We start from the raw sequence: 21,594 nt of genomic DNA, 5'->3' as shown, positions 1-21,594 counted from the left end.
TTTCTATTCTTTTGTTGAGACTTGCCATGACCACCGTCCGCACGCGCATCGCGCCATCGCCTACAGGGGACCCCCACGTAGGTACCGCTTACATCGCATTGTTCAACTACTGCTTTGCCAAGCAGCACGGCGGTGAGTTCATCCTGCGGATCGAAGACACTGACCAGCTGCGTTCGACCCGTGAGTCCGAACAGCAGATTTTCGACGCCTTGCGCTGGTTGGGCATCGACTGGAGCGAAGGCCCGGACGTGGGTGGCCCGCACGGTCCTTACCGTCAGAGCGAGCGTGGCGAGATTTATCAGAAGTATTGCCAGCAGTTGGTCGATATGGGCCATGCCTTCCCGTGCTTCTGCACCGCCGAAGAGCTGGACCAGATGCGCGCCGAGCAGATGGCTCGCGGCGAGACGCCACGTTACGACGGTCGTGCGCTGTTGTTGTCCAAGGAAGAAGTCGCGCGTCGCCTGGCCGCTGGCGAGCCGCACGTGATCCGCATGAAGGTGCCGAGCGAAGGCGTCTGCGTGGTTCCGGACATGCTGCGTGGCGACGTCGAAATCCCGTGGGACCGCATGGACATGCAAGTCCTGATGAAGACTGACGGCCTGCCGACCTACTTCCTGGCCAACGTGGTCGATGACCACCTGATGGGCATCACCCACGTGTTGCGTGGTGAAGAGTGGCTGCCGTCGGCGCCGAAACTGATCCTCTTGTACGAATACTTCGGTTGGGAGCAGCCGGAGCTGTGCTACATGCCGCTGTTGCGTAACCCGGACAAGAGCAAGCTGTCCAAGCGCAAGAACCCGACCTCGGTGACGTTCTACGAGCGCATGGGCTTCATGCCGGAAGCAATGCTCAACTACCTGGGGCGCATGGGCTGGTCGATGCCGGACGAGCGCGAGAAGTTCTCCCTGCAGGAGATGGTCGATAACTTCGATCTGAAGCGTGTGTCCCTGGGCGGGCCGATTTTCGACATCGAGAAATTGTCGTGGCTCAACGGCCAGTGGCTGCGCGACCTGCCGGTGGAAGAATTCGCCGCGCGCGTCCAGAAGTGGGCCTTCAATTCCGAATACATGATGAAGATCGCGCCGCACGTGCAGGGCCGCGTCGAGACCTTCAGCCAGGTTGCACCGCTGGCCGGATTCTTCTTTGCCGGTGGCGTGAATCCGGACGCAAAACTGTTCGAATCGAAGAAGCTGTCCGGCGATCAGGTTCGTCAGTTGATGCAGTTGATCCTGTGGAAGCTGGAAAGCCTGCGTCAGTGGGAGAAGGACAGCATCACCGCGACCATTCAGGCCGTGGTCGAGTCCCTGGAGCTGAAGCTGCGTGATGCCATGCCGCTGATGTTTGCCGCGATCACAGGTCAGGCGAGCTCGGTGTCTGTGCTCGATGCGATGGAGATCCTCGGTCCGGACCTGACGCGTTTCCGTCTGCGCCAGGCGATCGACCTGCTGGGCGGCGTGTCGAAGAAAGAAAACAAAGAGTGGGAAAAGCTCCTGGGCGCTATCGCCTGAGCACGTCTGACTCTGCGGTAGCCGTCGGAGGCCGGGATCTTTTGCTCCTGTCCTCCGGCGTTTTCTCCTGAATTTACGGGGGAAGGGCGGTAAGTGGTTGTTATGCCGACAAAAAATTTTGAAATTTTTCAAAAATAAGTTTGACAGGCTTTCGATACACCCTTAAGATTCGCCCCGTCCTCAGCGATGACATCAACGATGAGGGGCTATAGCTCAGCTGGGAGAGCGCTTGCATGGCATGCAAGAGGTCGACGGTTCGATCCCGTCTAGCTCCACCAATTTACACTTCAAGGTCTGGCCACACCGGCCTTGAAGCGATCAACACTCAGCGTTGATCAGTTGTATAGAAGGGTTTGCGTCCCCTTCGTCTAGTGGCCTAGGACACCGCCCTTTCACGGCGGTAACAGGGGTTCGAGTCCCCTAGGGGACGCCAGTTTTACAGAAGCGATGTTGCAAGATGTCGCTCCGCCGCGAGGCGAAAAATCCGGGGCTATAGCTCAGCTGGGAGAGCGCTTGCATGGCATGCAAGAGGTCGACGGTTCGATCCCGTCTAGCTCCACCAATTTTACAGTTCAAGGTCTGGCCACACCGGCCTTGAATCGATCAGTTCTCAGCACTGGTCAGTTGTATAGAAGGGTTTGTGTCCCCTTCGTCTAGTGGCCTAGGACACCGCCCTTTCACGGCGGTAACAGGGGTTCGAGTCCCCTAGGGGACGCCACGATTACCCGCTCTGCGGGATTTTATAAGGGTCATTCAATTATTGAATGGCCCTTTTGTTTGTCTGGCGTTTAGCCAAATTCCCCCATTTCTTTCAAACTGTTCTTCAGACCAGCGGTCACATCTACGACTTGCAGAAAATTATTATGAGAATAATATTCTAGTCGTAATATTCGGAGGCAACGATGAACGATAAAAAAGCTCAAACCCGTGAACGCATCCTCAAGGCTGCCAGCGCAGCGCTGATTCAGCGCGGCCCGGCCGAGCCTAGCGTGGGCGAAGTAATGGGCGCAGCCGGCCTGACCGTCGGCGGCTTTTATGCGCACTTCGAAAGCAAGGACGCAATGATGCTGGAGGCGTTCAAGCAATTGCTGGGTCGCCGCCGTGACCTGATTGCTGACATGGATGCCGAACTGACCGGTGAAGAGCGTCGCGCCCTGGTCGCGGCGTTCTATCTGTCGCGCAAACACCGTGATTCCAGCGAGTCTGCGTGCCCGATTCCGGCCTCGATCGGTGAGCTCGGACGTCTGCCCGATGCCTTCCGGATCGCACTGAATGAACACATGGAACTGATGGTCGCGCAGTTGGCGGCCAGTCCCGAAGACACCGATAAAGCCCTGGCCGACATGGCCTTGATGGTGGGCGGTCTGGCGCTGGCACGGGCGCTGGGCCCCGGTGATTTATCCGACCGATTGCTTCGCGCTGCCAAGTCAGCAGTGCGTTGACCTGAAGGCTACAGCCTGAGGAGAGAGCGATGAGCGCGTTAAAGTGGGTTCGTGGCGTCAATGGCACCTTGGGTTGGTTTGCTCCAAAACTGGTTGCAAGAAAAATGCGACTGGCGTTCATGACGCCGCGAGATTTGCCGCCGCGTGATTGGGAATTGCCGCTGCTGGCCAAATCCGAACGGATCACTTTGCGTTTCGGTCTCTCGGCATTGCGCTGGGGGCAGGGCCCGGCAGTGCTGCTGATGCACGGTTGGGAAGGCCGGCCGACGCAGTTTGCCAGTCTCATCACTGCCCTGGTCGATGCCGGGTACACGGTGGTTGCCCTCGACGGCCCGGCGCACGGTCGCTCGCCGGGAACCGAGGCGAATGTCGTGCTGTTCGCCCGCGCCATGCTCGAAGCCGCCGCCGAGCTGCCACCGCTTCAAGCCGTCATCGGTCACTCCATGGGCGGGGCCAGTGCCATGCTCGCTGTGCAACTGGGCTTGCGCACCGAAACTCTGGTGACAATCGCAGCTCCGGCGCGAATCCTCGGTGTACTACGTGGCTTTGCGCGCTATGTCGGGTTGCCGCCAAAAGCTCGCTCGGCATTCATCCGTCAGGTTGAGAAAGACGTCGGCATGCGCGCTGCCACGCTGGATGTGGCGCACTACCAACTGGACATGCCCGGCCTGATCATCCATGCCGAAGACGACAAGTTTGTTTTGGTGAAGGAATCGCAGGCGATCCACGAAGCCTGGTTCGACAGCCGTCTGTTGCGTCTGCAAGAAGGCGGTCATCAGCGAGTATTGGCCGACCCTCGGGTGATTGATGGCGTGCTATCACTTCTGGCCGGACGAAGTCTGCAATCGCGCCAATCGGCCTGAGCATCCGTTACACTGCCCCGGTCGACATCATTTGACCGGGAGTGGGGCATGGGCTGGGATCGGGCAACGCCATTTATCATTGATCTGCAAGTGGGCGCCGAGGACATCGACGGGCTCGGGCACGCCAATAATGCGGTGTACGTCACCTGGCTCGAGCGCTGTGCGTGGCGCCACTCCCAGCGCCTGGGCCTGGATCTGGTCGAGTATCGTCGACTGGACCGGGCGATGGCGGTGGTGCGGCATGAGATCGATTACCTGGCGGCCGCTTATGAGGGCGACGAGCTGCAATTGGCGACCTGGATCGTCGATTGGGATCAGCGCCTGAAAATGACCCGACACTTCCAGTTGAAGCGCCCGAGCGACAACACCACGCTGCTGCGGGCGCAAACCACCTTTGTTTGCATCGAACTGTCCACCGGTCGGCCCAAGCGCATGCCAGTGGAGTTCATCGAGGGTTATGGCCCGGCGTTGCTGTCGCTCCAACTATCGTAGGAACGAGCTTGCTCGCGATGGTGGTCAACGATCACGCGGACTGTCTGGTTCCCCGTGGTGTTTTTGAATCCATCGCGAGCGAGCTCCTCCTACAAAGGATCTGCGATGTTCTGCAGATTTCCTGCGTAATCCAGTAAACTGCCGCACGTTTTTCGTTGAGTGTGTTTTTCATGCAAATTGCCTTGGCGCCCATGGAGGGGTTGGTTGACGACATCCTGCGCGACGTGCTGACCCGCGTGGGTGGCATTGATTGGTGCGTAACCGAGTTCATTCGTGTCAACGATCAGTTGCTCACGCCTGCCTATTTCCACAAGTTCGGCCCGGAATTGCTCAACGGTGCTCGCACCGCTGCCGGTGTGCCGCTGCGCGTGCAGTTATTGGGTTCCGATCCGGTGTGCCTGGCAGAGAACGCCGCGCTGGCCTGTGAGCTGGGGTCCGAAGTGATTGATCTGAACTTCGGCTGCCCGGCCAAAACCGTGAACAAGTCTCGTGGTGGTGCAGTGCTGCTCAAGGAGCCGGAGCTGCTGAACCAGATCGTCGAACAGGTCCGTCGCGCCGTTCCGTCGCACATTCCCGTGACCGCCAAGATGCGCCTGGGCTTCGACAGCCCGGATGGCTCACTGGTGTGCGCCACGGCCCTGGCCGAAGGTGGCGCTGCGCACATCGTGGTTCATGCACGAACCAAAACCGACGGCTACAAGCCTCCAGCGCATTGGGAGTGGATTCCGCGGGTTCAGGACGTGGTCAAGGTGCCGGTGTTTGCCAATGGCGATATCTGGAGTGTCGAAGACTGGCGCCGTTGCCGCGAAATCAGCGGTGTGGAAGACATCATGCTCGGTCGCGGCCTGGTTTCACGTCCGGACTTGGCTCGGCAAATTGCTGCGGCAAGGGCCGGTGAAGAGGTCATTGAGATGACCTGGGCCGAGCTGCTGCCTCTGATTCAGGATTTCTGGCTGCAAGCCAAGGCGCAGATGACGCCTCGCCAATCACCGGGCCGTTTGAAGCAATGGCTGGCGATGCTGACCCGCAATTATCCCGAAGCGGTGGAGCTGTTCAGTGTCCTGCGTCGTGAGACCGAGCTGGATCAGGTCTCGCGCTTGTTGGGGCTGCAGGTCGCTGAAGCCGCCTGAAAATCGTTAAAAAAAATTTGAAAAAAATCTCTTGAAAAGCAATTGGCGGTCCCTATCTAAGGGTTACGCGATGCCGAATTCGGGTCGCGGAGACAAATAACTTGCTGATTATTTTCAGGAGATTTGAATCATGAGTACTGCATTTTCCCTGGCGCCTCTGTTCCGTTCCTCGGTAGGCTTCGATCGTTTCAACGACCTGTTCGAAACCGCCCTGCGCAATGAACCAGGCAGCACTTACCCACCGTACAACGTCGAAAAGCACGGTGACGATCAATACCGCATCGTCGTGGCGGCGGCCGGTTTCCAGGAAGAAGACCTGGAGCTGCAAGTCGAGAAGGGTGTGCTGACCATTAGTGGCGGCAAACGTGACAGCAACGAAGGCGTGACCTTCCTGCACCAAGGCATTGCCCAGCGTGCGTTCAAGCTGTCGTTCCGACTGGCGGACCATATCGAAATCAAGGCTGCTGGCCTGAGCAACGGTCTGTTGAGCATCGACCTGCTGCGGGTGATTCCGGAAGAGGCGAAAGCCAAACGCATCCCGATCAACGGGACGGAAAAACCGGCTCTGCAGCACTGAGTCAGAGCAACAAGAAGGGGCGCCATGGGCGCCCCTTTTTTGTATCCCATTCCCGCAAAGATCTGATTACCTCAGGAGTTTCTGAAACTCCTCCACCGGCAACGGCTGGCTGTGCAGGTAACCCTGATAGAAATGGCACTCCAGCCCCTGCAGGAACGCCAGTTGCTCCGGCGTCTCCACGCCTTCGGCAATCACCTTCAGATCCAGGCTGCGAGCCATGGCGACGATGGCGCGGATGATTTCGGCGTCGTTGGGGTCGGTGGTGGCGTCGCGGATGAACGATTGGTCGATTTTCAGCGTGTCGACCGGCAGGCGCTTGAGGTAGGTCAGCGAGGAGTAACCGGTGCCGAAGTCGTCCATGGCGAAGCTCACGCCGAGTTTTTTCAGGCGGCGCATCTTATTGATGGTGTCTTCCAGGTTCTGGATGACGATGCCTTCGGTGATTTCCAGTTTCAGCAGCGAGCAGGGCAGGCCATGGCTGGCGAGGCTGTTTTCGATGCGTTCGACAAAGTCGTTCTGGCGGAACTGCCTTGGGCTGATGTTGACGCACAGGCTGAAGTTCAGCGGGTCGATCAGGCGATTGGCGATCAATTGCCGGAAGGCCTGACAGGCTTCGTCGAGAATCCAGGTGCCGACCTCCAGGATCAGCCCGCTGTCCTCCAGCACCTTGATGAATTCGGTTGGCGATTGCGCGCCGAGTTCGGGGTGGGTCCAGCGCACCAGGGCCTCGGCACCGACGATACGGTTATTCCGGGCGTCGAGCTGGGGTTGGTAGTGCACGCGAAACTCACCCCGGGACAGCGCCAGGCGCAGATCGGTCTCCATGCGCAGGCGCTCGCTCGCGGCCTTCTGCATGGTGTTGTGATACATCTGCGCGATGTTGCGCCCCGAATCTTTGGCGCGATAAAGGGCAATGTCAGCGCGTTTGAGCAAATCCGTCGGCGTGGAGCCATGGTCGGGAATCAGAGCAATGCCAATGCTCGGCGTCACTTGCAGGCGCTGGCCATCGAGGAACATCGGTTCTGACAACAGTTCGCGCAAGGTGTCAGCCAGTTCGCGCACCTGCTCACTGACTTCACTGCGCGAGCCCTCTAGACCGCTGAGCAGGACGACGAATTCGTCGCCGCCCAGGCGCGCGACGGTATCTTCCATGCGCACACTGGCTTCCAGGCGTGCGGTGATGATCTTCAGCACCGTATCGCCCACCGGATGGCCGAGGGAATCGTTGATGTGCTTGAAGTGATCAAGGTCGAGAAACATCAATGCGCCGCGCAGGTTGTGGCGTTTGAGCAGGGCAATCTGCTGGCTCAAGCGGTCCATCAGCAGCGCGCGGTTGGGAAGGTTGGTCAGTGGGTCGTGGTACGCCAGGTGGCGGATCTGCGCTTCGGCGTTTTTCAGCAAGCTGACGTCTCGGGCGGTCAGCAGCAGGCACGCGGTTTCGTTCAGGGTGATCGGTTCTACCGACACTTCCACCGTCAACAACTCGCCGCGCTTGTTGCGCCCGAGCATTTCCTGGTGATGAACCCGGCCCTTGATCTGCAATTCAGCCAGCAATGCCGCGCGTTGTTTTTCTTCGGCCCAGATTCCGACCTGATACACCGTGCGCCCGATCACTTCGTCGGCGCGGTAGCCGGTCAGGCGGCAGAACCCGTCGTTGACCTCCAGGTAGCGGCCGGTGTCGCGTTCGGTGATGGTGATGGCGTCGGGGCTTGAGTGGAACGCCTTGGCGAACTTCTCTTCGCTGGCCTTGAGCGCTGCTTCCGAGCGTTGTTGCTGGGTGATGTCGCGTAACGTAGTGACGATGCATGGCTGGTCGCCGACGTTGATCTGACGGCTGGAAATCACGCAGGTCAGCGACTGCCCGTCCTTGTGCTGGACGAGGATGGCCACGTTATTCAGGCTTTGCTCGCGGATGACCTGTTCGATGCGCTGCAGGCTTTTGGCCGAGGCGTCCCACAGGCCGATTTCATCAGCGCTGCGGCCAATCACATCGGCGGTGCCCCAGCCAAAGGTCTGGGTGAAACTGGAATTGATCTCGATGAACTGACCGGTGTCCTGGCGGGTGACGCAGATCGGGTCCGGGCTGACCTGGAACAGGGTGGCGAATTTTTCTTCGGAGGCCACCAGCTGTTGTTCGCGTTCGACTTGATCGGTGATGTCCAGCAGGGTCCCGGCCATGCGCAGCGGCGCGCCATTTTCATCGCGGTACAGCCGGGCGCGACTTTCCAGGTAGCGCGAAGTGCCGTCTTCCAGTTGTACGCGGTAAGTCAGTTGATAGTTGCCCGCCGGGCCTTCGCGCAAGCTGCGGTAAGCGTCGCGCATGTTGTCGCGTTCTTCGCCGGGAACCCCTTCGAAAAATTCGTCGAAAGATTCATGAAAAGGCTTCGCATCCATCCCGTGCAATTGGGCGGCGCGGGCCGAACCGTAAAGCATGCCGCTGGGAATGTGCCAGTCCCAAGTGCCCAGCTGTGCCGAATCCAGTGCCAGGTCGAGGCGTTCCTGACTGTCTTTCAAGGCGTGCTCGGCGGCTTTGCGTTCGGTAGTGTCGAGGAAGGTGCTCAACAGGTACGGCTGGCCTTCGAGCTCGACCTTTTGTGCGCTGAGGATGCCGTCGTGGATCTGGCCATTGCTGGCGCGAAACTGCACCTCCATGTTGATCAGTTCGCCCTTGGCCTTGGTGGCTTTGACCAGTGTCGCGCGTTGTTCGGGATTCACCCAAAGGCCCAACTCCAGGGTGGTGCGGCCGATCGCGTCTTGCACCGGCCAGCCAAACAGGCTTTCGAAATACTGATTGGCTTCGGTGATCAGGCCGTCTTCCTGGCGTGTCAGCAGCACCATGTTCGGGCACAGATGGAACAGGGTGGCGAACCGCTTTTCCGAACTGCTCAGCGCCTGCTCGCGCTGACGTTGGTGGGTGATCTCGCGAATCACGCCGATCATGCGTGGTCGGCCGTTTTTGTCCGGCAGCAGGCTGCCGTTGATCTCCAGCCAGTGCAGGCTGCCGTCGGGCCAGCGAATGCGGTGGTGCATCGCTTGCTCCAGCGGTGCGCCGGCGATCACGGCATGGAAGGCACGAATGGTTTTCGCCCGGTCTTCCGGCGGCAGCAAATCGAGGTATTCCAGATCGGCGGGCAACGGTTGGCGCGGATCAAAGCCGAACAGCGCCTGAGTACCCCGTGACCAGCTGATCTGACCGCGTTCGATGTCCCAATACCAGGCACCCAGCCGGGCGCCGTTCAAGGCGGCCAACAATTGGGGGGCACTTTCCCAGCTCTGCTCGGATCGTTGTGGATCAAGTGCCTGAATACGCGGCATCGGCGGAATACGGTCAACAGATTTCGGCATTGGCAAGCCTTAGGCTGATTTGGGCATTTTGCACAGGAATTTGCGGCTCTATAGCACTAGCACAAGTTAACCCTGAATCCCTGGCAGATCGATTTGAGCATCCAGCAAGGCCATGAAGGCCCGTGCTGCATTCGATAGCGTCCGTTCTGTGTGCAGGATATAGCCTAGCTGGCGAGACAGTTGTATGCCCGGCAGGGGTATTCGTGCAACTTGATCGTCGAGCATGGTGCGCGGCAACACGCTCCAGGCCAGGCCAATCGACACCATCATCTTGATCGTTTCCAGATAATTGGTGCTCATGGCGATGTTCGGCGTCAGCCCCTGGGCTTCGAACAGGCGCTGGACGATGTGGTGGGTGAAGGTGTTGCCGCCGGGGAACACCGCCGGATGCCGGGCAATGTCCGCCAGGCTGACCGGGCCATTGTTGAGCAGCGAATGCTCCGGCGCGACCACGAAGTCCAGCGGGTCGTCCCACACCGGCGTGGCCTTGACCAGTGCGTGGGGTTCCGGCGCCAGGGTGATGACGGCCAATTCGGCACGACCATGAAGGATTTCTTCGTAGGCCACTTCCGAATCGAGGAATTGAATATCCAGCGCGACGTCGGGGTAGCGTCGAGTGAACTCCCTGAGTAACGGAGGCAAACGGTGCAGGCCGATGTGGTGACTGGTGGCCAGGGTCAGACGGCCGGTCACTTCGCCGGTGAGGTTGGTCAGGGCGCGGCGAGTATCATCCAGTACGTTCAGAATCTGATAAGCACGCGGCAGCAGCGCGCGGCCTGCCTCGGTCAGGCCGACTTCACGACCCAGTCGATCGAACAGCCGCACCTTCAATTGCTGCTCCAGCCCGGCGATGCGTTTACTGATGGCGGGTTGGGTCAGGTGCAGGCGCTCGCCGGCGCCGGAGAAGCTTCCTGTCTCGGCGATGGCAATAAAGGCATTGAGGTTGGCCAGGTCCATGGTTGTATTCCAGTTGGTTATCCAAAGCATAAAAAATATGAATTTGAGTTATTTAATGTAACCCCATAGGATCAGCCTCACAAGCCAAGGGGTTATTGAGAAATCAAAGCCCGGGGCATAGAAACAAGCTGATGAGGAAAACGTCTGATGGCCGGCAAAACGCTCTACGACAAGCTCTGGGATTCGCATTTGGTCAAGCAGCGCGATGATGGTTCTGCGCTGATCTACATCGACCGTCACATCATTCACGAAGTGACCTCGCCGCAAGCCTTCGAAGGCCTGCGTCTGGCCGGGCGCAAGCCTTGGCGCATCGATGCCAACATCGCGACCCCGGACCACAACGTACCGACCACGCCGGAGCGCAAGGGCGGCATCGACGCCATTGTTGACCAGGTCTCGCGCCTGCAGGTCCAGACCCTGGACGACAACTGCGATGAATACGGCATTGTCGAATTCAAGATGAACGACGTGCGCCAAGGCATTGTCCACGTCATCGGCCCGGAGCAGGGTGCAACCTTGCCGGGCATGACCGTGGTCTGCGGCGACTCCCATACGTCGACCCACGGCGCCTTCGGTGCCCTGGCTCACGGTATCGGCACCTCCGAGGTCGAGCACGTGCTGGCCACCCAGTGCCTGGTCGCCAAGAAAATGAAAAACATGCTGGTGCGCGTCGAAGGCCAGTTGCCGTTCGGCGTGACCGCCAAGGACATCGTGCTCGCGGTGATCGGCAAGATCGGTACCGCCGGCGGTAACGGCCATGCCATCGAATTCGCCGGCAGCGCGATTCGTGACCTGTCCGTCGAAGGCCGCATGACCATCTGCAACATGTCCATCGAGGCCGGCGCCCGCGTAGGTCTGGTGGCGGCCGATGAAAAAACCGTGGCCTACGTGAAGGGTCGTCCATTCGCCCCGAAAGGCGCGGAATGGGACCTGGCGGTCGAAGCCTGGAAAGACCTGGTGTCCGATGCCGATGCCGTGTTCGATACCGTGGTCGAGCTCGACGCGACCCGGATCAAGCCGCAAGTCAGCTGGGGCACTTCGCCTGAAATGGTCTTGGCCGTTGATCAAAACGTGCCGGATCCAGCCAAGGAAATGGACCTGGTCAAGCGCGGCTCCATCGAGCGCGCCCTGAAATACATGGGTTTGACCGCCAATCAGGCGATCACCGACATTCAACTGGACCGCGTGTTCATCGGCTCCTGCACCAACTCGCGGATCGAAGATTTGCGCGCGGCTGCCGTCATTGCCAAGGGCCGCAAAGTGGCCTCGACCATCAAGCAGGCCATCGTCGTGCCGGGCTCGGGTCTGGTGAAGGCGCAGGCTGAATCGGAAGGCCTGGACAAGATTTTCCTCGAAGCCGGTTTCGAATGGCGTGAGCCGGGTTGCTCGATGTGCCTGGCGATGAACCCGGACCGTTTGGAGTCCGGCGAACACTGCGCCTCGACGTCCAACCGTAACTTCGAAGGCCGTCAGGGCGCGGGTGGCCGTACCCACCTCGTGAGCCCGGCCATGGCCGCGGCCGCCGCCGTGAACGGTCGTTTCGTCGACGTCCGTGAATTGATCTAAAGGAGCGCAGCATGAAAGCTTTTACCCAGCACACTGGACTTGTCGCGCCTCTGGATCGTGCCAACGTCGACACCGATCAGATCATTCCGAAGCAATTCCTGAAGTCGATCAAGCGCACGGGTTTCGGCCCGAACCTGTTCGATGAATGGCGCTACCTGGATGTGGGGCAGCCGTATCAGGACAACTCCAAGCGCCCGCTGAACAAGGACTTCGTCCTCAACGCCGAGCGTTATCAAGGCGCCAGCGTGTTGCTGGCCCGCGAGAACTTCGGTTGCGGTTCCAGCCGTGAACACGCGCCGTGGGCCCTGGAAGAATACGGTTTCCGCAGCATCATCGCGCCGAGCTATGCCGACATCTTCTTCAACAACAGCTTCAAGAACGGCTTGTTGCCGATCATCTTGAGCGATGCCGAAGTCGACGAACTGTTCCAGCAGGTAGAAGCCAATCCGGGCTACCAGTTGCAGATCGACCTGCAAGCCCAGACCGTGACCCGCCCGGACGGCAAGGTCCTGAGCTTCGAAATCGACGCCTTCCGCAAACATTGCCTGCTCAATGGCCTGGACGACATCGGCCTGACCTTGCAGGACGGCGACGCGATTGCGGCGTTTGAAACCAAGCACCGTGCGAGCCAGCCTTGGTTGTTTCGCGACGCTTGATTGATTCGAGATTTTTGTAGTCAGGGCCGGCCCCATCGCTGGCAAGCCCGCTCCCACAGGGATTTACGGCGTTCAAAAAACCTGTGGGAGCGGGCTTGCCAGCGATGAGGCCGTAACAGGCGCCACAAGACTAAAAGGAAGTGACCATGACCAGCACCGCCCAGCACAGCCAGGTAGTCCAAAAGCAATTCGGTGAACAGGCTTCGGCCTACCTGAGCAGCGCCGTACACGCTCAAGGCACTGAATTTGCGCTGCTGCAGGCCGAACTGGCGGGGCAGGGCGATGCCCGCGTGCTGGATCTGGGTTGCGGTGCCGGTCATGTGAGTTTTCACGTGGCTGGGCTGGTCAAGGAAGTGGTGGCTTACGACCTGTCGCAGCAGATGCTTGACGTGGTCGCCGCAGCCGCCACTGATCGTGGATTGAGCAACGTGTCCACGGTCAATGGCGCCGCCGAACGCTTGCCGTTTGCCGACGGTGAATTCGATTTCGTCTTCAGTCGCTATTCGGCGCACCATTGGAGCGATCTCGGCTTGGCCCTGCGGGAAGTGCGTCGGGTGTTGAAACCGGGTGGCGTGGCGGCGTTCATCGATGTGTTGTCACCGGGCAGCCCGTTGTTCGACACTTACCTGCAAAGCGTCGAAGTGCTGCGTGACACCAGCCATGTGCGTGATTATTCCGCCGGTGAATGGTTGCGCCAGATCAGCGAAGCGGGGCTGCACACCCGTAGCACCACGCGACAGCGCCTGCGTTTGGAGTACAACTCCTGGGTCGAGCGCATGCGTACGCCGCAGGTGATGCGTGCGGCGATTCGCGAGTTGCAACAGTCAATGGGCAACGAAGTACGCGAATATTTCGAGATTGAGGCCGATGGTTCGTTCAGCACGGATGTGTTGGTGCTGTTTGTAGAAAGATAGGTACCGATCGATAGATTTTTTCCGGGCGCGCCCCAGGGTGCACCGACTGATGACATGAGGAAAGCATGAGCAAGCAGATTCTGATTCTCCCGGGTGACGGTATTGGCCCGGAAATCATGACCGAAGCGGTCAAGGTGCTGGAACTGGCCAACGACAAGTACGCCCTGGGCTTCGAGCTGAGCCACGACGTGATCGGTGGTGCCGCCATCGACAAGCACGGCGTGCCGTTGGCCGATGAAACCCTGGAACGTGCCCGCGCAGCCGATGCCGTGCTGCTGGGCGCTGTTGGCGGCCCGAAATGGGACACCATCGAGCGTGACATCCGCCCTGAGCGTGGTCTGCTGAAAATCCGTGCGCAACTGGGCCTGTTCGGCAACCTGCGTCCGGCGATCCTGTACCCGCAACTGGCCGAAGCTTCGAGCCTGAAGCCGGAAATCGTCTCCGGCCTGGACATCCTGATCGTTCGTGAACTGACCGGCGGCATCTATTTTGGCGCGCCGCGCGGCACCCGCACCCTGGAAAACGGCGAGCGTCAGTCCTACGACACCCTGCCGTACAGCGAAAGCGAAATCCGCCGTATCGCCCGTGTCGGTTTCGACATGGCCATGGTCCGCGGCAAGAAGCTGTGCTCGGTCGACAAGGCCAACGTACTGGCCTCCAGCCAGCTGTGGCGTGAGGTGGTCGAGCAAGTGGCCAAGGATTATCCTGAAGTCGAACTGAGCCACATGTACGTCGATAACGCCGCAATGCAGCTGGTGCGTGCGCCGAAGCAGTTCGACGTGATCGTCACCGACAACATGTTCGGCGACATCCTGTCCGACCAGGCCTCGATGCTCACCGGCTCCATCGGTATGCTGCCATCGGCGTCCCTGGACACCAACAACAAAGGCATGTACGAGCCGTGCCACGGTTCGGCGCCGGATATCGCGGGCAAAGGCATTGCCAACCCGTTGGCGACCATTTTGTCGGTATCGATGATGCTGCGTTACAGCTTCAACCAGCAGGCCGCGGCCGATGCCATCGAAAAAGCCGTCAGCCTGGTGCTGGACCAGGGCTTGCGTACGGGCGACATCTGGTCGGCCGGTTGCACTAAAGTCGGTACGCAGGAAATGGGTGACGCAGTAGTCGCCGCGCTGCGGAATCTGTAATCTCTCGGGCCCGCTGCCACTTTCATCCCCGAAAGCAGCGGCCCACTTTTCAAGAAGGTGTAGTTGCGATGAAACGTGTAGGTCTGATCGGTTGGCGCGGTATGGTCGGTTCCGTGCTCATGCAGCGGATGCTGGAAGAGCAGGATTTCGATCTTATCGAGCCGGTGTTTTTCACCACTTCCAATGTCGGTGGCCAAGGCCCGTCCGTGGGCAAGGACATTGCTCCGCTCAAGGACGCTTACAGCATTGAAGAGCTGAAAACCCTCGACGTGATTCTGACCTGCCAGGGTGGTGACTACACCAGTGAAGTCTTCCCGAAACTGCGCGAAGCCGGCTGGCAGGGCTACTGGATCGACGCCGCTTCCAGCCTGCGCATGCAGGATGACGCGGTCATCGTCCTGGATCCGGTCAACCGCAAGGTCATCGACCAGCAGCTGGACGCGGGCACCAAGAACTATATCGGCGGCAACTGCACCGTCAGCCTGATGCTGATGGGCCTGGGCGGTCTGTTCGAAGCTGGCCTGGTGGAGTGGATGAGCGCCATGACCTATCAGGCGGCGTCCGGTGCCGGCGCGCAGAACATGCGTGAGCTGATCAAACAAATGGGTGCGACCCACGCAGCGGTCGCCGATCAACTGGCCGACCCGGCGAGCGCGATCCTCGACATCGACCGTCGTGTCGCCGAAGCCATGCGCAGCGACGCCTACCCGACCGAAAACTTCGGCGTACCGCTGGCCGGCAGCCTGATCCCGTGGATCGACAAGGAGCTGCCGAACGGTCAGAGCCGTGAAGAGTGGAAGGCCCAGGCCGAGACCAACAAGATCCTCGGTCGCTTCAAGAGCCCGATCCCGGTCGACGGCATCTGCGTGCGCATTGGTGCCATGCGTTGCCATAGCCAGGCGCTGACCATCAAGTTGAACAAAGACGTGCCGATCGCCGATATCGAAGGGCTGATCAGCCAGCACAACCCTTGGGTCAAGCTGGTGCCGAACAACCGCGAGATCAGCATGCAGGAGCTGAGCCCTACCAAGGTCACGGGTACCCTGAATGTGCCGGTTGGCCGTCTGCGCAAGTTGAACATGGGGTCGCAATTCGTCGGTGCGTTCACCGTCGGCGACCAACTGCTCTGGGGCGCGGCCGAACCGCTGCGTCGCATGCTGCGGATCCTGCTTGAGCGTTGATCGATTGAAGCTGTGAAGGAACCCGTGCCTTGAAAGAGGCGCGGGTTTTTTATTCCAGGCCGTCAGATGTTGATGAGGTACCTGATGTTCCGTGATCGCGGGCAGAACAGACGCCACATAATTGCCTGCATCCCCACCACCCGGTAAAGTGCCGCTCCCCCGTTTCGCCTGAGGTTGAACCATGAGCCAGTCCTTCGATATTGCCGTGATCGGCGCCACCGGTACTGTCGGCGAGACGCTCGTGCAGATTCTTGAAGAGCGCGACTTTCCGGTCGGCAACTTGCACTTGCTGGCCAGTAGCGAATCCGCCGGGCACTCGGTGCCGTTTCGTGGCAAGAACGTTCGGGTGCGGGAAGTCGATGAGTTCGACTTTGGCAAAGTCCAGTTGGTGTTCTTCGCCGCGGGCCCGGCCGTGACCCTGAGTTTTGCCGCACGCGCCACGGCTGCCGGTTGCTCGGTAATTGACCTGTCCGGCGCGTTGCCGGCCGACCAGGCGCCACAAGTGGTGCCGGAAGCCAACGCGCAGGTGTTGGTCGGCCTGAAAAAGCCATTCCGGATCAGCAGCCCGAGCCCTTCGGCTACGACGCTGGCGGTGGTGCTGGCGCCGTTGCTGGGTTTGATCGATTTGCAGCGCATCAACCTGACCGCGTGCCTGGCGGTTTCCGCCCAGGGCCGCGAGGCCGTGACCGAGCTGGCCCGGCAGACCGCCGAGTTGCTTAACGTGCGCCCATTGGAGCCGACCTTTTTCGATCGACAGATGGCGTTCAATTTGTTGGCCCAGGTCGGCAAGCCGGACGAGCGAGGTCATACGCTGCTGGAAAAGCGCCTGGTGCGTGAGTTGCGCCAGGTCATGGCCCTGCCTTCATTGAAGATTTCCGTGACTTGCATTCAAGCCCCGGTGTTTTTTGGCGATAGCTTTAGTGTCAGTCTGCAATCAGCGAGTGAGATTGACCTGGCTAAAGTCACCGCCGCTTTGGAAGACGCCCCAGGCATCGAGCTGGTTGAAGCCGGTGATTACCCGACGCCGGTAGGTGACGCGGTAGGGCAGGATGTGATCTACGTTGGTCGGGTACGCCAGGGTATCGACGACCTGTCGGAACTTAATTTGTGGCTGACGTCAGATAACGTACGCAAAGGTGCTGCGCTCAACGCTGTGCAGCTGGCTGAGTTGTTGATAAAAGACCTGCTGTAAAAGATACTTGGCAACAATTTTTCGAATGGTTCCGACCCAGCGCTATGCTTGGCAGGAATGCTGAAGGCGAGCCACCCTGTGGGGCTTTCCGGGGCATGCATGAAACGATCGCGCGCGGCGACTTCTCGCCGCCGCGCAATGCCTTACGGCAGCGGCTATCAACACCTTCTCGCTGGCCGAGGAATGTTCAAACTAAGGATGAGCTATGGTTCAAGTTCGCAAACTGGTGTTAGCAATAGCGGCCGCCTCGGCGCTGTCCTCCGGTATGGCGCATGCCCTCGGGCTTGGGGAGCTGACCCTGAAATCGACGCTGAACCAGCCGTTGGTGGCAGAAATCGAATTGCTCGACGTCAAGGAACTCACCGCTGCCGAAGTGGTGCCGAGCCTGGCTTCACCTGAAGATTTCGCCAAGGCCGGTGTCGACCGCCAGGCGTTTCTCAACGACTTGACCTTCACTCCGGTGCTGAGTACCGGTGGTAAAAGCATCCTGCGTGTCACTTCCAGCAAGCCGCTCTCCGAACCCATGGTGAAATTCCTGGTTCAGGTGATGTGGCCCAACGGTCGACTGCTGCGTGATTACAGCGTTTTGCTCGACCCGTCCAAATTCTCACCGCAAACCGCTGAAGCAGCCGCGCAGCCCACGCCGACTCAGGGTGTGACCGCGCCCGTCACCGGTGCGACCAAACCTTCCCAATACACCACTACGCCGCGCGATACCCTCTGGGAAATCGCGGCGAAGGCGCGTAACGGCGGTTCGATTCAACAAACCATGCTGGCCATCCAGGCGCTGAACCCGGATGCCTTTATCGACGGCAACATCAACCGGCTGAAAACCGGGCAGGTGCTGCGTATGCCGGATCAGGCGCAAAGCACCAGCATGCGGCAACCCAAGGCGATTGCCGAAGTCGCTGCTCAGAACACTGCGTGGCGTCAGGGGCGTCGCTATGTCGCTAAGCCGGCCGCGGGGCAGCAGCAACTCGATGCCACCAAGCGTGTTCGTGGTGAAGCGACTTCGTCGCAGCCCGCTCGGGACAACCTGAGCCTGGTCTCGGCCGAGTCGGGCAAGGCCCGTGGCAAAGGCGCCGCAGGCGATGCGAAAGCCTTGAACAACAAGCTGGCGGTGACTCAGGAAAGCCTCGACACCACCCGCCGTGACAATGCAGAGCTGAAAAGCCGCATATCTGATCTGCAAAGTCAGATGGACAAACTGCAACGTCTGATCGAACTGAAGAACAATCAGCTGGCCAAGTTGCAGGCTGAGGGGGCGGCGGGTGCCCCGGCACCGGCTGCTGCGCCGACGCCGGCGATGACGGCTGAACTGACGCCTGGAGCTGTGCCAGCGCCAGCGCCAGCCGAGATGACGCCTGCAGCGGTTCCGGCGCCCGTTCCGGCCGAGACACCTGTCGAACCGACCCCGGCAGCTTCCGACGACAAGCAATTCAACGAGCTACTGACTAATCCTTGGTTGTTGGGCCTGGCCGGTGGCGGGGCCTTGGTTGTGTTGCTGTTGTTGCTGTTGCTGGCCCGTCGTCGCAAAGCCCAGCAAGAAGCCGAGAAACACTTACGCATGGCCCGCGCCCTGGCAGAGGAACAGCCGTTTTCTGCCGATCTTGACCTGCCGGAAAGCAGTTTCGAAGGCCTGGAGGTCCCCCCTCCGAGCGTAAAGCTGGCCACCGCGCCGACTCCTGCGCCCGTTCCGGCTCCGGCTCCGGCCCCGGTTGTGGTCACGCCACCCATCGCCGCGCCACTGGTGGCGCCAGCCGCCGACCGCTCGGACGACGTGTTGGACAAAGCCCAGTCGCACATCGCCGCCGGCCGTCTGAATCAGGCTGCAGCCCTGCTGGAAGAGGGCATCAAGCAAGAGCCTCAGCGCAGTGATCTGCGCCTGAAGCTGATGGAAGTCTACGGCCAGCAAGGCGATCGCGATGCGTTCGTTGCCCAGGAGCGCCAATTGGTGGCCAACGGCGACAATTTCGCCCAGGTCGAAAAACTGAAGAGCCGTTTCCCGGCCATGGCGCTGATTGCTGCCGGAAGTATCGCCGCCGCAGCGGTCGCGGCCGAACTGGACGCGCAGTACGTCAAGGACCTGTTGCAGGACGAGTCGCCAGCACCGGCACCAGAGCCAGCGCCAGAGCCAGCGCCGGCTCCGGTCGAAGACGATTTCGACAGCGCTTTCGATCTGAGCCTGGATGACCTGGAAAACATTACTCCAGCAGTCGTTACGCCTGCGCCGGAGCCTGAAGCATCGACTGTGGCCGATCTGGAAGATTTCCCTCTGGACGATGACCTGAGTTTCGGGTCGGTGTTGCAGCAGGCTGAGATCAAGGAAAACCTCGACGACCTGTCGGAGTTCGATCTGGACATGGATCTTGGTGCGGAGCCGTCGACAGCGACGCTGGCTGAAGATGACTTCCTGCTCGACCTGGACGAAGGCGTGAAGGATTTGCCAGTCGTCGAAACACCGGCAGCCCCCGAGTTGGCATTGGATGATCTTGAGCTGCCGGCCGATTTTGATCTGTCGCTGGCTGAAGAAATGGATGCGCCGGATGCTTTCGCCGCGGAGCTGGATGACGTCAACGCCGAGTTGGAAAGCTTGTCTGGCAGCATCGGTGAGCCGACATTCACGGAGCAAGACGCTTTGGCTTCTGCCGAAGACGAGCCGGAATTCGATTTCCTTTCCGGCACCGACGAAGTCGCCACCAAGCTCGATCTGGCCCAGGCCTACATCGATATGGGTGACAACGACGGCGCCCGGGATATCCTCAATGAGGTGGTGGTAGAAGGTGATGACGGCCAGAAGAGCGAAGCCAAGGAGATGTTGGCGCGTCTGGCCTGAGTGATCGGCTCTTGGTAAACAATGCGGCAGCCCGGTGAGGCTGCCGTTTTTGTTTTATCGCGGGGCGATGCTGTTGTACTGGTATCCACGTCCCACGGCTTTATAATGCCCGCCTTCGCGTACATCAGCAGGCTGTCACTCCTTGGCAAATATAGATAACCCGGCCGCCGAAATGGCGGCCGACGGCTTTTTCCGGATCGCGTTGGGCGTTGAATACAAAGGCTCGCGCTATCGCGGCTGGCAGCGCCAGGCCTCCGGCGTGCTCACGGTGCAGGAAACCCTCGAAAACGCCTTGTCGAAAGTCGCCGACTCGCCTGTGTCGCTGCTGTGCGCAGGGCGCACCGATGCCGGTGTGCATGCCTGCGGACAGGTGGTGCATTTCGATACGCCGGTCGAGCGCTCGATGAAGGCCTGGGTCATGGGCGCCAATATCAACTTGCCGCACGACGTCAGTGTTAGTTGGGCCAAAGTCATGCCGGCGCATTTCCATGCGCGGTTCAAGGCCATTGCCCGGCGCTATCGCTACGTGATCTACAACGATCAGATCCGCCCGGCGCACCTGAACGAAGAAATCACCTGGAACCACCGTCCGCTGGACGTCGAACGCATGGCCGAGGCGGCGCAGTACCTGGTGGGTATCCATGACTTCAGTGCCTTTCGCGCTGGTCAGTGCCAGGCCAAGTCGCCGATCAAGGAGCTGCATCATCTGCGCGTCACCCGTCATGGCAAAATGATCGTATTGGATATCCGCGCCAACGCTTTCCTGCATCACATGGTGCGCAACATTGCTGGTGTGCTGATGACCATTGGGGCCGGCGAACGCCCGGTCGAGTGGATGAAGGAAGTGCTGGAGAGCCGAATCCGCCGCTCAGGCGGGGTGACGGCTCACCCGTTTGGTCTGTATCTGGTGCAGGTCGAGTACCGCGACGAGTTCGAATTGCCCGAGCGTTACATCGGCCCGCATTTCCTGACCGGTTTCACCGAACTTGACGGCTGACGCCCTCGAACGCTTTTGTTACCATCCGGGACTTTCTCGGATTTGCCGTGGGGTTTTATCGACATGTCAGCCGTTCGCAGCAAGATTTGTGGGATTACCCGCATAGAAGATGCGTTGGCGGCGGTTGAGGCCGGGGCCGATGCCATCGGGTTTGTGTTTTACGCCAAGAGTCCGCGGGGGGTGACCTGCCAGCAGGCGCGCGCGATCATCAAGGCGTTGCCGCCATTCGTCACCACCGTGGGCCTGTTCGTCAACGCCGGTCGCGAAGAGTTGGCAGAAATCCTCGAGGCGGTACCGCTGGATCTGTTGCAGTTCCATGGTGACGAAGGCGCGGCAGAATGTGAAAGCTGGCATCGCCCGTACATCAAGGCGCTGCGGGTCAAGGCCGGTGATGACATTGCGGCAGCCTGCGACGCCTATCCGAGTGCCAGCGGCATCTTGCTCGATGCCTATGTCGAAGGTGTTCCCGGTGGAACCGGCGAAGCGTTCGACTGGTCACTGATACCGCAAGGTTTGAGCAAGCCCATTATTCTGGCGGGAGGCCTGACCCCGGATAACGTCGCCGAGGCAGTTGACCGGGTTCACCCGTATGCGGTGGATGTCAGCGGTGGGGTAGAGGAGAGCAAGGGCATCAAGGATCATGCGAAGATTCGGGCATTCATCAACGCGCTACGTTGATGTGACGGCTGGCAGACTGCCGCCGTCCACTGCTCTGTACAAAAAGGCTGAGGGTTGTTGGGTGGTACGCAGGTCACGTCTCGCTGACCCGGCCATCGACTGATCATCGCCG

The 21,594-nt window shown here is 60.0% G+C and carries 17 protein-coding genes and 4 tRNA genes; 19 read left to right on the top strand and 2 right to left on the bottom strand.

Features of this window, described 5'->3' with window-relative positions; all coding sequences use genetic code 11:
* The first annotated feature begins 26 nt into the window (after positions 1–26).
* From gltX to BLV61_RS06535, 10 genes are all read left to right on the top strand, one after another.
* Positions 27–1,508, top strand: coding sequence for a glutamate--tRNA ligase (gltX, locus tag BLV61_RS06580; protein WP_090463698.1), 1,482 nt, complete (start codon positions 27–29; stop codon positions 1,506–1,508).
* 202 nt (positions 1,509–1,710) lie between these two features.
* Positions 1,711–1,786: transfer RNA gene (locus BLV61_RS06575), tRNA-Ala, on the top strand.
* Between the two features lie 79 nt (positions 1,787–1,865).
* Positions 1,866–1,941: transfer RNA gene (locus BLV61_RS06570), tRNA-Glu, on the top strand.
* Between the two features lie 53 nt (positions 1,942–1,994).
* Positions 1,995–2,070 (top strand) — tRNA-Ala (locus tag BLV61_RS06565).
* A gap of 80 nt (positions 2,071–2,150) precedes the next feature.
* Positions 2,151–2,226, top strand: a tRNA-Glu gene (locus BLV61_RS06560).
* A 184-nt stretch (positions 2,227–2,410) separates the two neighbouring features.
* Positions 2,411–2,950 (top strand): TetR/AcrR family transcriptional regulator, encoded by a 540-nt coding sequence (locus tag BLV61_RS06555; protein ID WP_047531265.1) that lies wholly within the window; start codon positions 2,411–2,413, stop codon positions 2,948–2,950.
* A gap of 29 nt (positions 2,951–2,979) precedes the next feature.
* The gene (locus BLV61_RS06550) at positions 2,980–3,813 is read left to right on the top strand and encodes an alpha/beta fold hydrolase (protein ID WP_090463693.1); all 834 of its coding nucleotides are present in this window, start codon (positions 2,980–2,982) and stop codon (positions 3,811–3,813) included.
* Positions 3,814–3,861: 48 nt separating this feature from the next.
* On the top strand, positions 3,862–4,305 hold the full coding sequence (locus BLV61_RS06545; RefSeq protein ID WP_047531261.1) for an acyl-CoA thioesterase: 444 nt from the start codon (positions 3,862–3,864) through the stop codon (positions 4,303–4,305).
* A 170-nt stretch (positions 4,306–4,475) separates the two neighbouring features.
* Complete coding sequence (locus BLV61_RS06540; RefSeq protein ID WP_090463689.1) at positions 4,476–5,435, top strand: tRNA dihydrouridine synthase; 960 nt, start codon at positions 4,476–4,478, stop codon at positions 5,433–5,435.
* Positions 5,436–5,565: 130 nt separating this feature from the next.
* Entirely contained in the window at positions 5,566–6,012 is a 447-nt protein-coding gene (locus BLV61_RS06535) for an Hsp20 family protein (RefSeq protein WP_047531258.1), read from the top strand.
* A 66-nt stretch (positions 6,013–6,078) separates the two neighbouring features.
* On the opposite strand, the gene BLV61_RS06530 is transcribed toward BLV61_RS06535, so the two are convergent.
* Positions 6,079–9,357, bottom strand: coding sequence for a PAS domain S-box protein (locus BLV61_RS06530; RefSeq protein WP_090463686.1), 3,279 nt, complete (start codon positions 9,355–9,357; stop codon positions 6,079–6,081).
* 66 nt (positions 9,358–9,423) lie between these two features.
* Positions 9,424–10,314, bottom strand: a complete 891-nt coding sequence (locus BLV61_RS06525) for a LysR family transcriptional regulator (protein WP_047531254.1) — start codon at positions 10,312–10,314, stop codon at positions 9,424–9,426.
* Between the two features lie 147 nt (positions 10,315–10,461).
* Between BLV61_RS06525 and leuC the strand changes: the two genes are divergently transcribed.
* The 9 genes from leuC to BLV61_RS06480 all read left to right on the top strand — a co-directional run bounded on the left by leuC (position 10,462) and on the right by BLV61_RS06480 (position 21,482).
* Complete coding sequence (leuC, locus tag BLV61_RS06520; RefSeq protein ID WP_090463682.1) at positions 10,462–11,880, top strand: 3-isopropylmalate dehydratase large subunit; 1,419 nt, start codon at positions 10,462–10,464, stop codon at positions 11,878–11,880.
* 11 nt (positions 11,881–11,891) lie between these two features.
* A complete protein-coding gene (leuD, locus tag BLV61_RS06515; protein ID WP_047531250.1) occupies positions 11,892–12,536 on the top strand; it encodes a 3-isopropylmalate dehydratase small subunit in 645 nt (214 codons plus the stop codon).
* 146 nt (positions 12,537–12,682) lie between these two features.
* The gene (locus tag BLV61_RS06510) at positions 12,683–13,450 is read left to right on the top strand and encodes a class I SAM-dependent methyltransferase (protein WP_090463679.1); all 768 of its coding nucleotides are present in this window, start codon (positions 12,683–12,685) and stop codon (positions 13,448–13,450) included.
* Positions 13,451–13,515: 65 nt separating this feature from the next.
* A complete protein-coding gene (gene leuB, locus BLV61_RS06505; protein WP_090463676.1) occupies positions 13,516–14,598 on the top strand; it encodes a 3-isopropylmalate dehydrogenase in 1,083 nt (360 codons plus the stop codon).
* 68 nt (positions 14,599–14,666) lie between these two features.
* The gene (gene asd / locus BLV61_RS06500; protein ID WP_047531244.1) at positions 14,667–15,779 is read left to right on the top strand and encodes an aspartate-semialdehyde dehydrogenase; all 1,113 of its coding nucleotides are present in this window, start codon (positions 14,667–14,669) and stop codon (positions 15,777–15,779) included.
* Between the two features lie 181 nt (positions 15,780–15,960).
* Positions 15,961–16,971, top strand: coding sequence for an aspartate-semialdehyde dehydrogenase (locus BLV61_RS06495; protein ID WP_047531242.1), 1,011 nt, complete (start codon positions 15,961–15,963; stop codon positions 16,969–16,971).
* A gap of 205 nt (positions 16,972–17,176) precedes the next feature.
* A complete protein-coding gene (locus BLV61_RS06490; protein WP_090463672.1) occupies positions 17,177–19,807 on the top strand; it encodes a FimV/HubP family polar landmark protein in 2,631 nt (876 codons plus the stop codon).
* Between the two features lie 172 nt (positions 19,808–19,979).
* Positions 19,980–20,804: a tRNA pseudouridine(38-40) synthase TruA gene (truA, locus tag BLV61_RS06485; RefSeq protein WP_047531238.1), complete on the top strand. Its 825-nt coding sequence runs from the start codon at positions 19,980–19,982 to the stop codon at positions 20,802–20,804.
* 63 nt (positions 20,805–20,867) lie between these two features.
* Positions 20,868–21,482, top strand: coding sequence for a phosphoribosylanthranilate isomerase (locus tag BLV61_RS06480; protein WP_090463668.1), 615 nt, complete (start codon positions 20,868–20,870; stop codon positions 21,480–21,482).
* Positions 21,483–21,594 lie beyond the last annotated feature (112 nt).

The sequence above is a fragment of the Pseudomonas mohnii genome (assembly GCF_900105115.1).
GTDB lineage: Bacteria > Pseudomonadota > Gammaproteobacteria > Pseudomonadales > Pseudomonadaceae > Aquipseudomonas > Aquipseudomonas mohnii.
The sequence above is the reverse complement of the archived record's forward strand: the minus strand, read 5'-3'. Positions and strand labels throughout refer to the sequence as shown.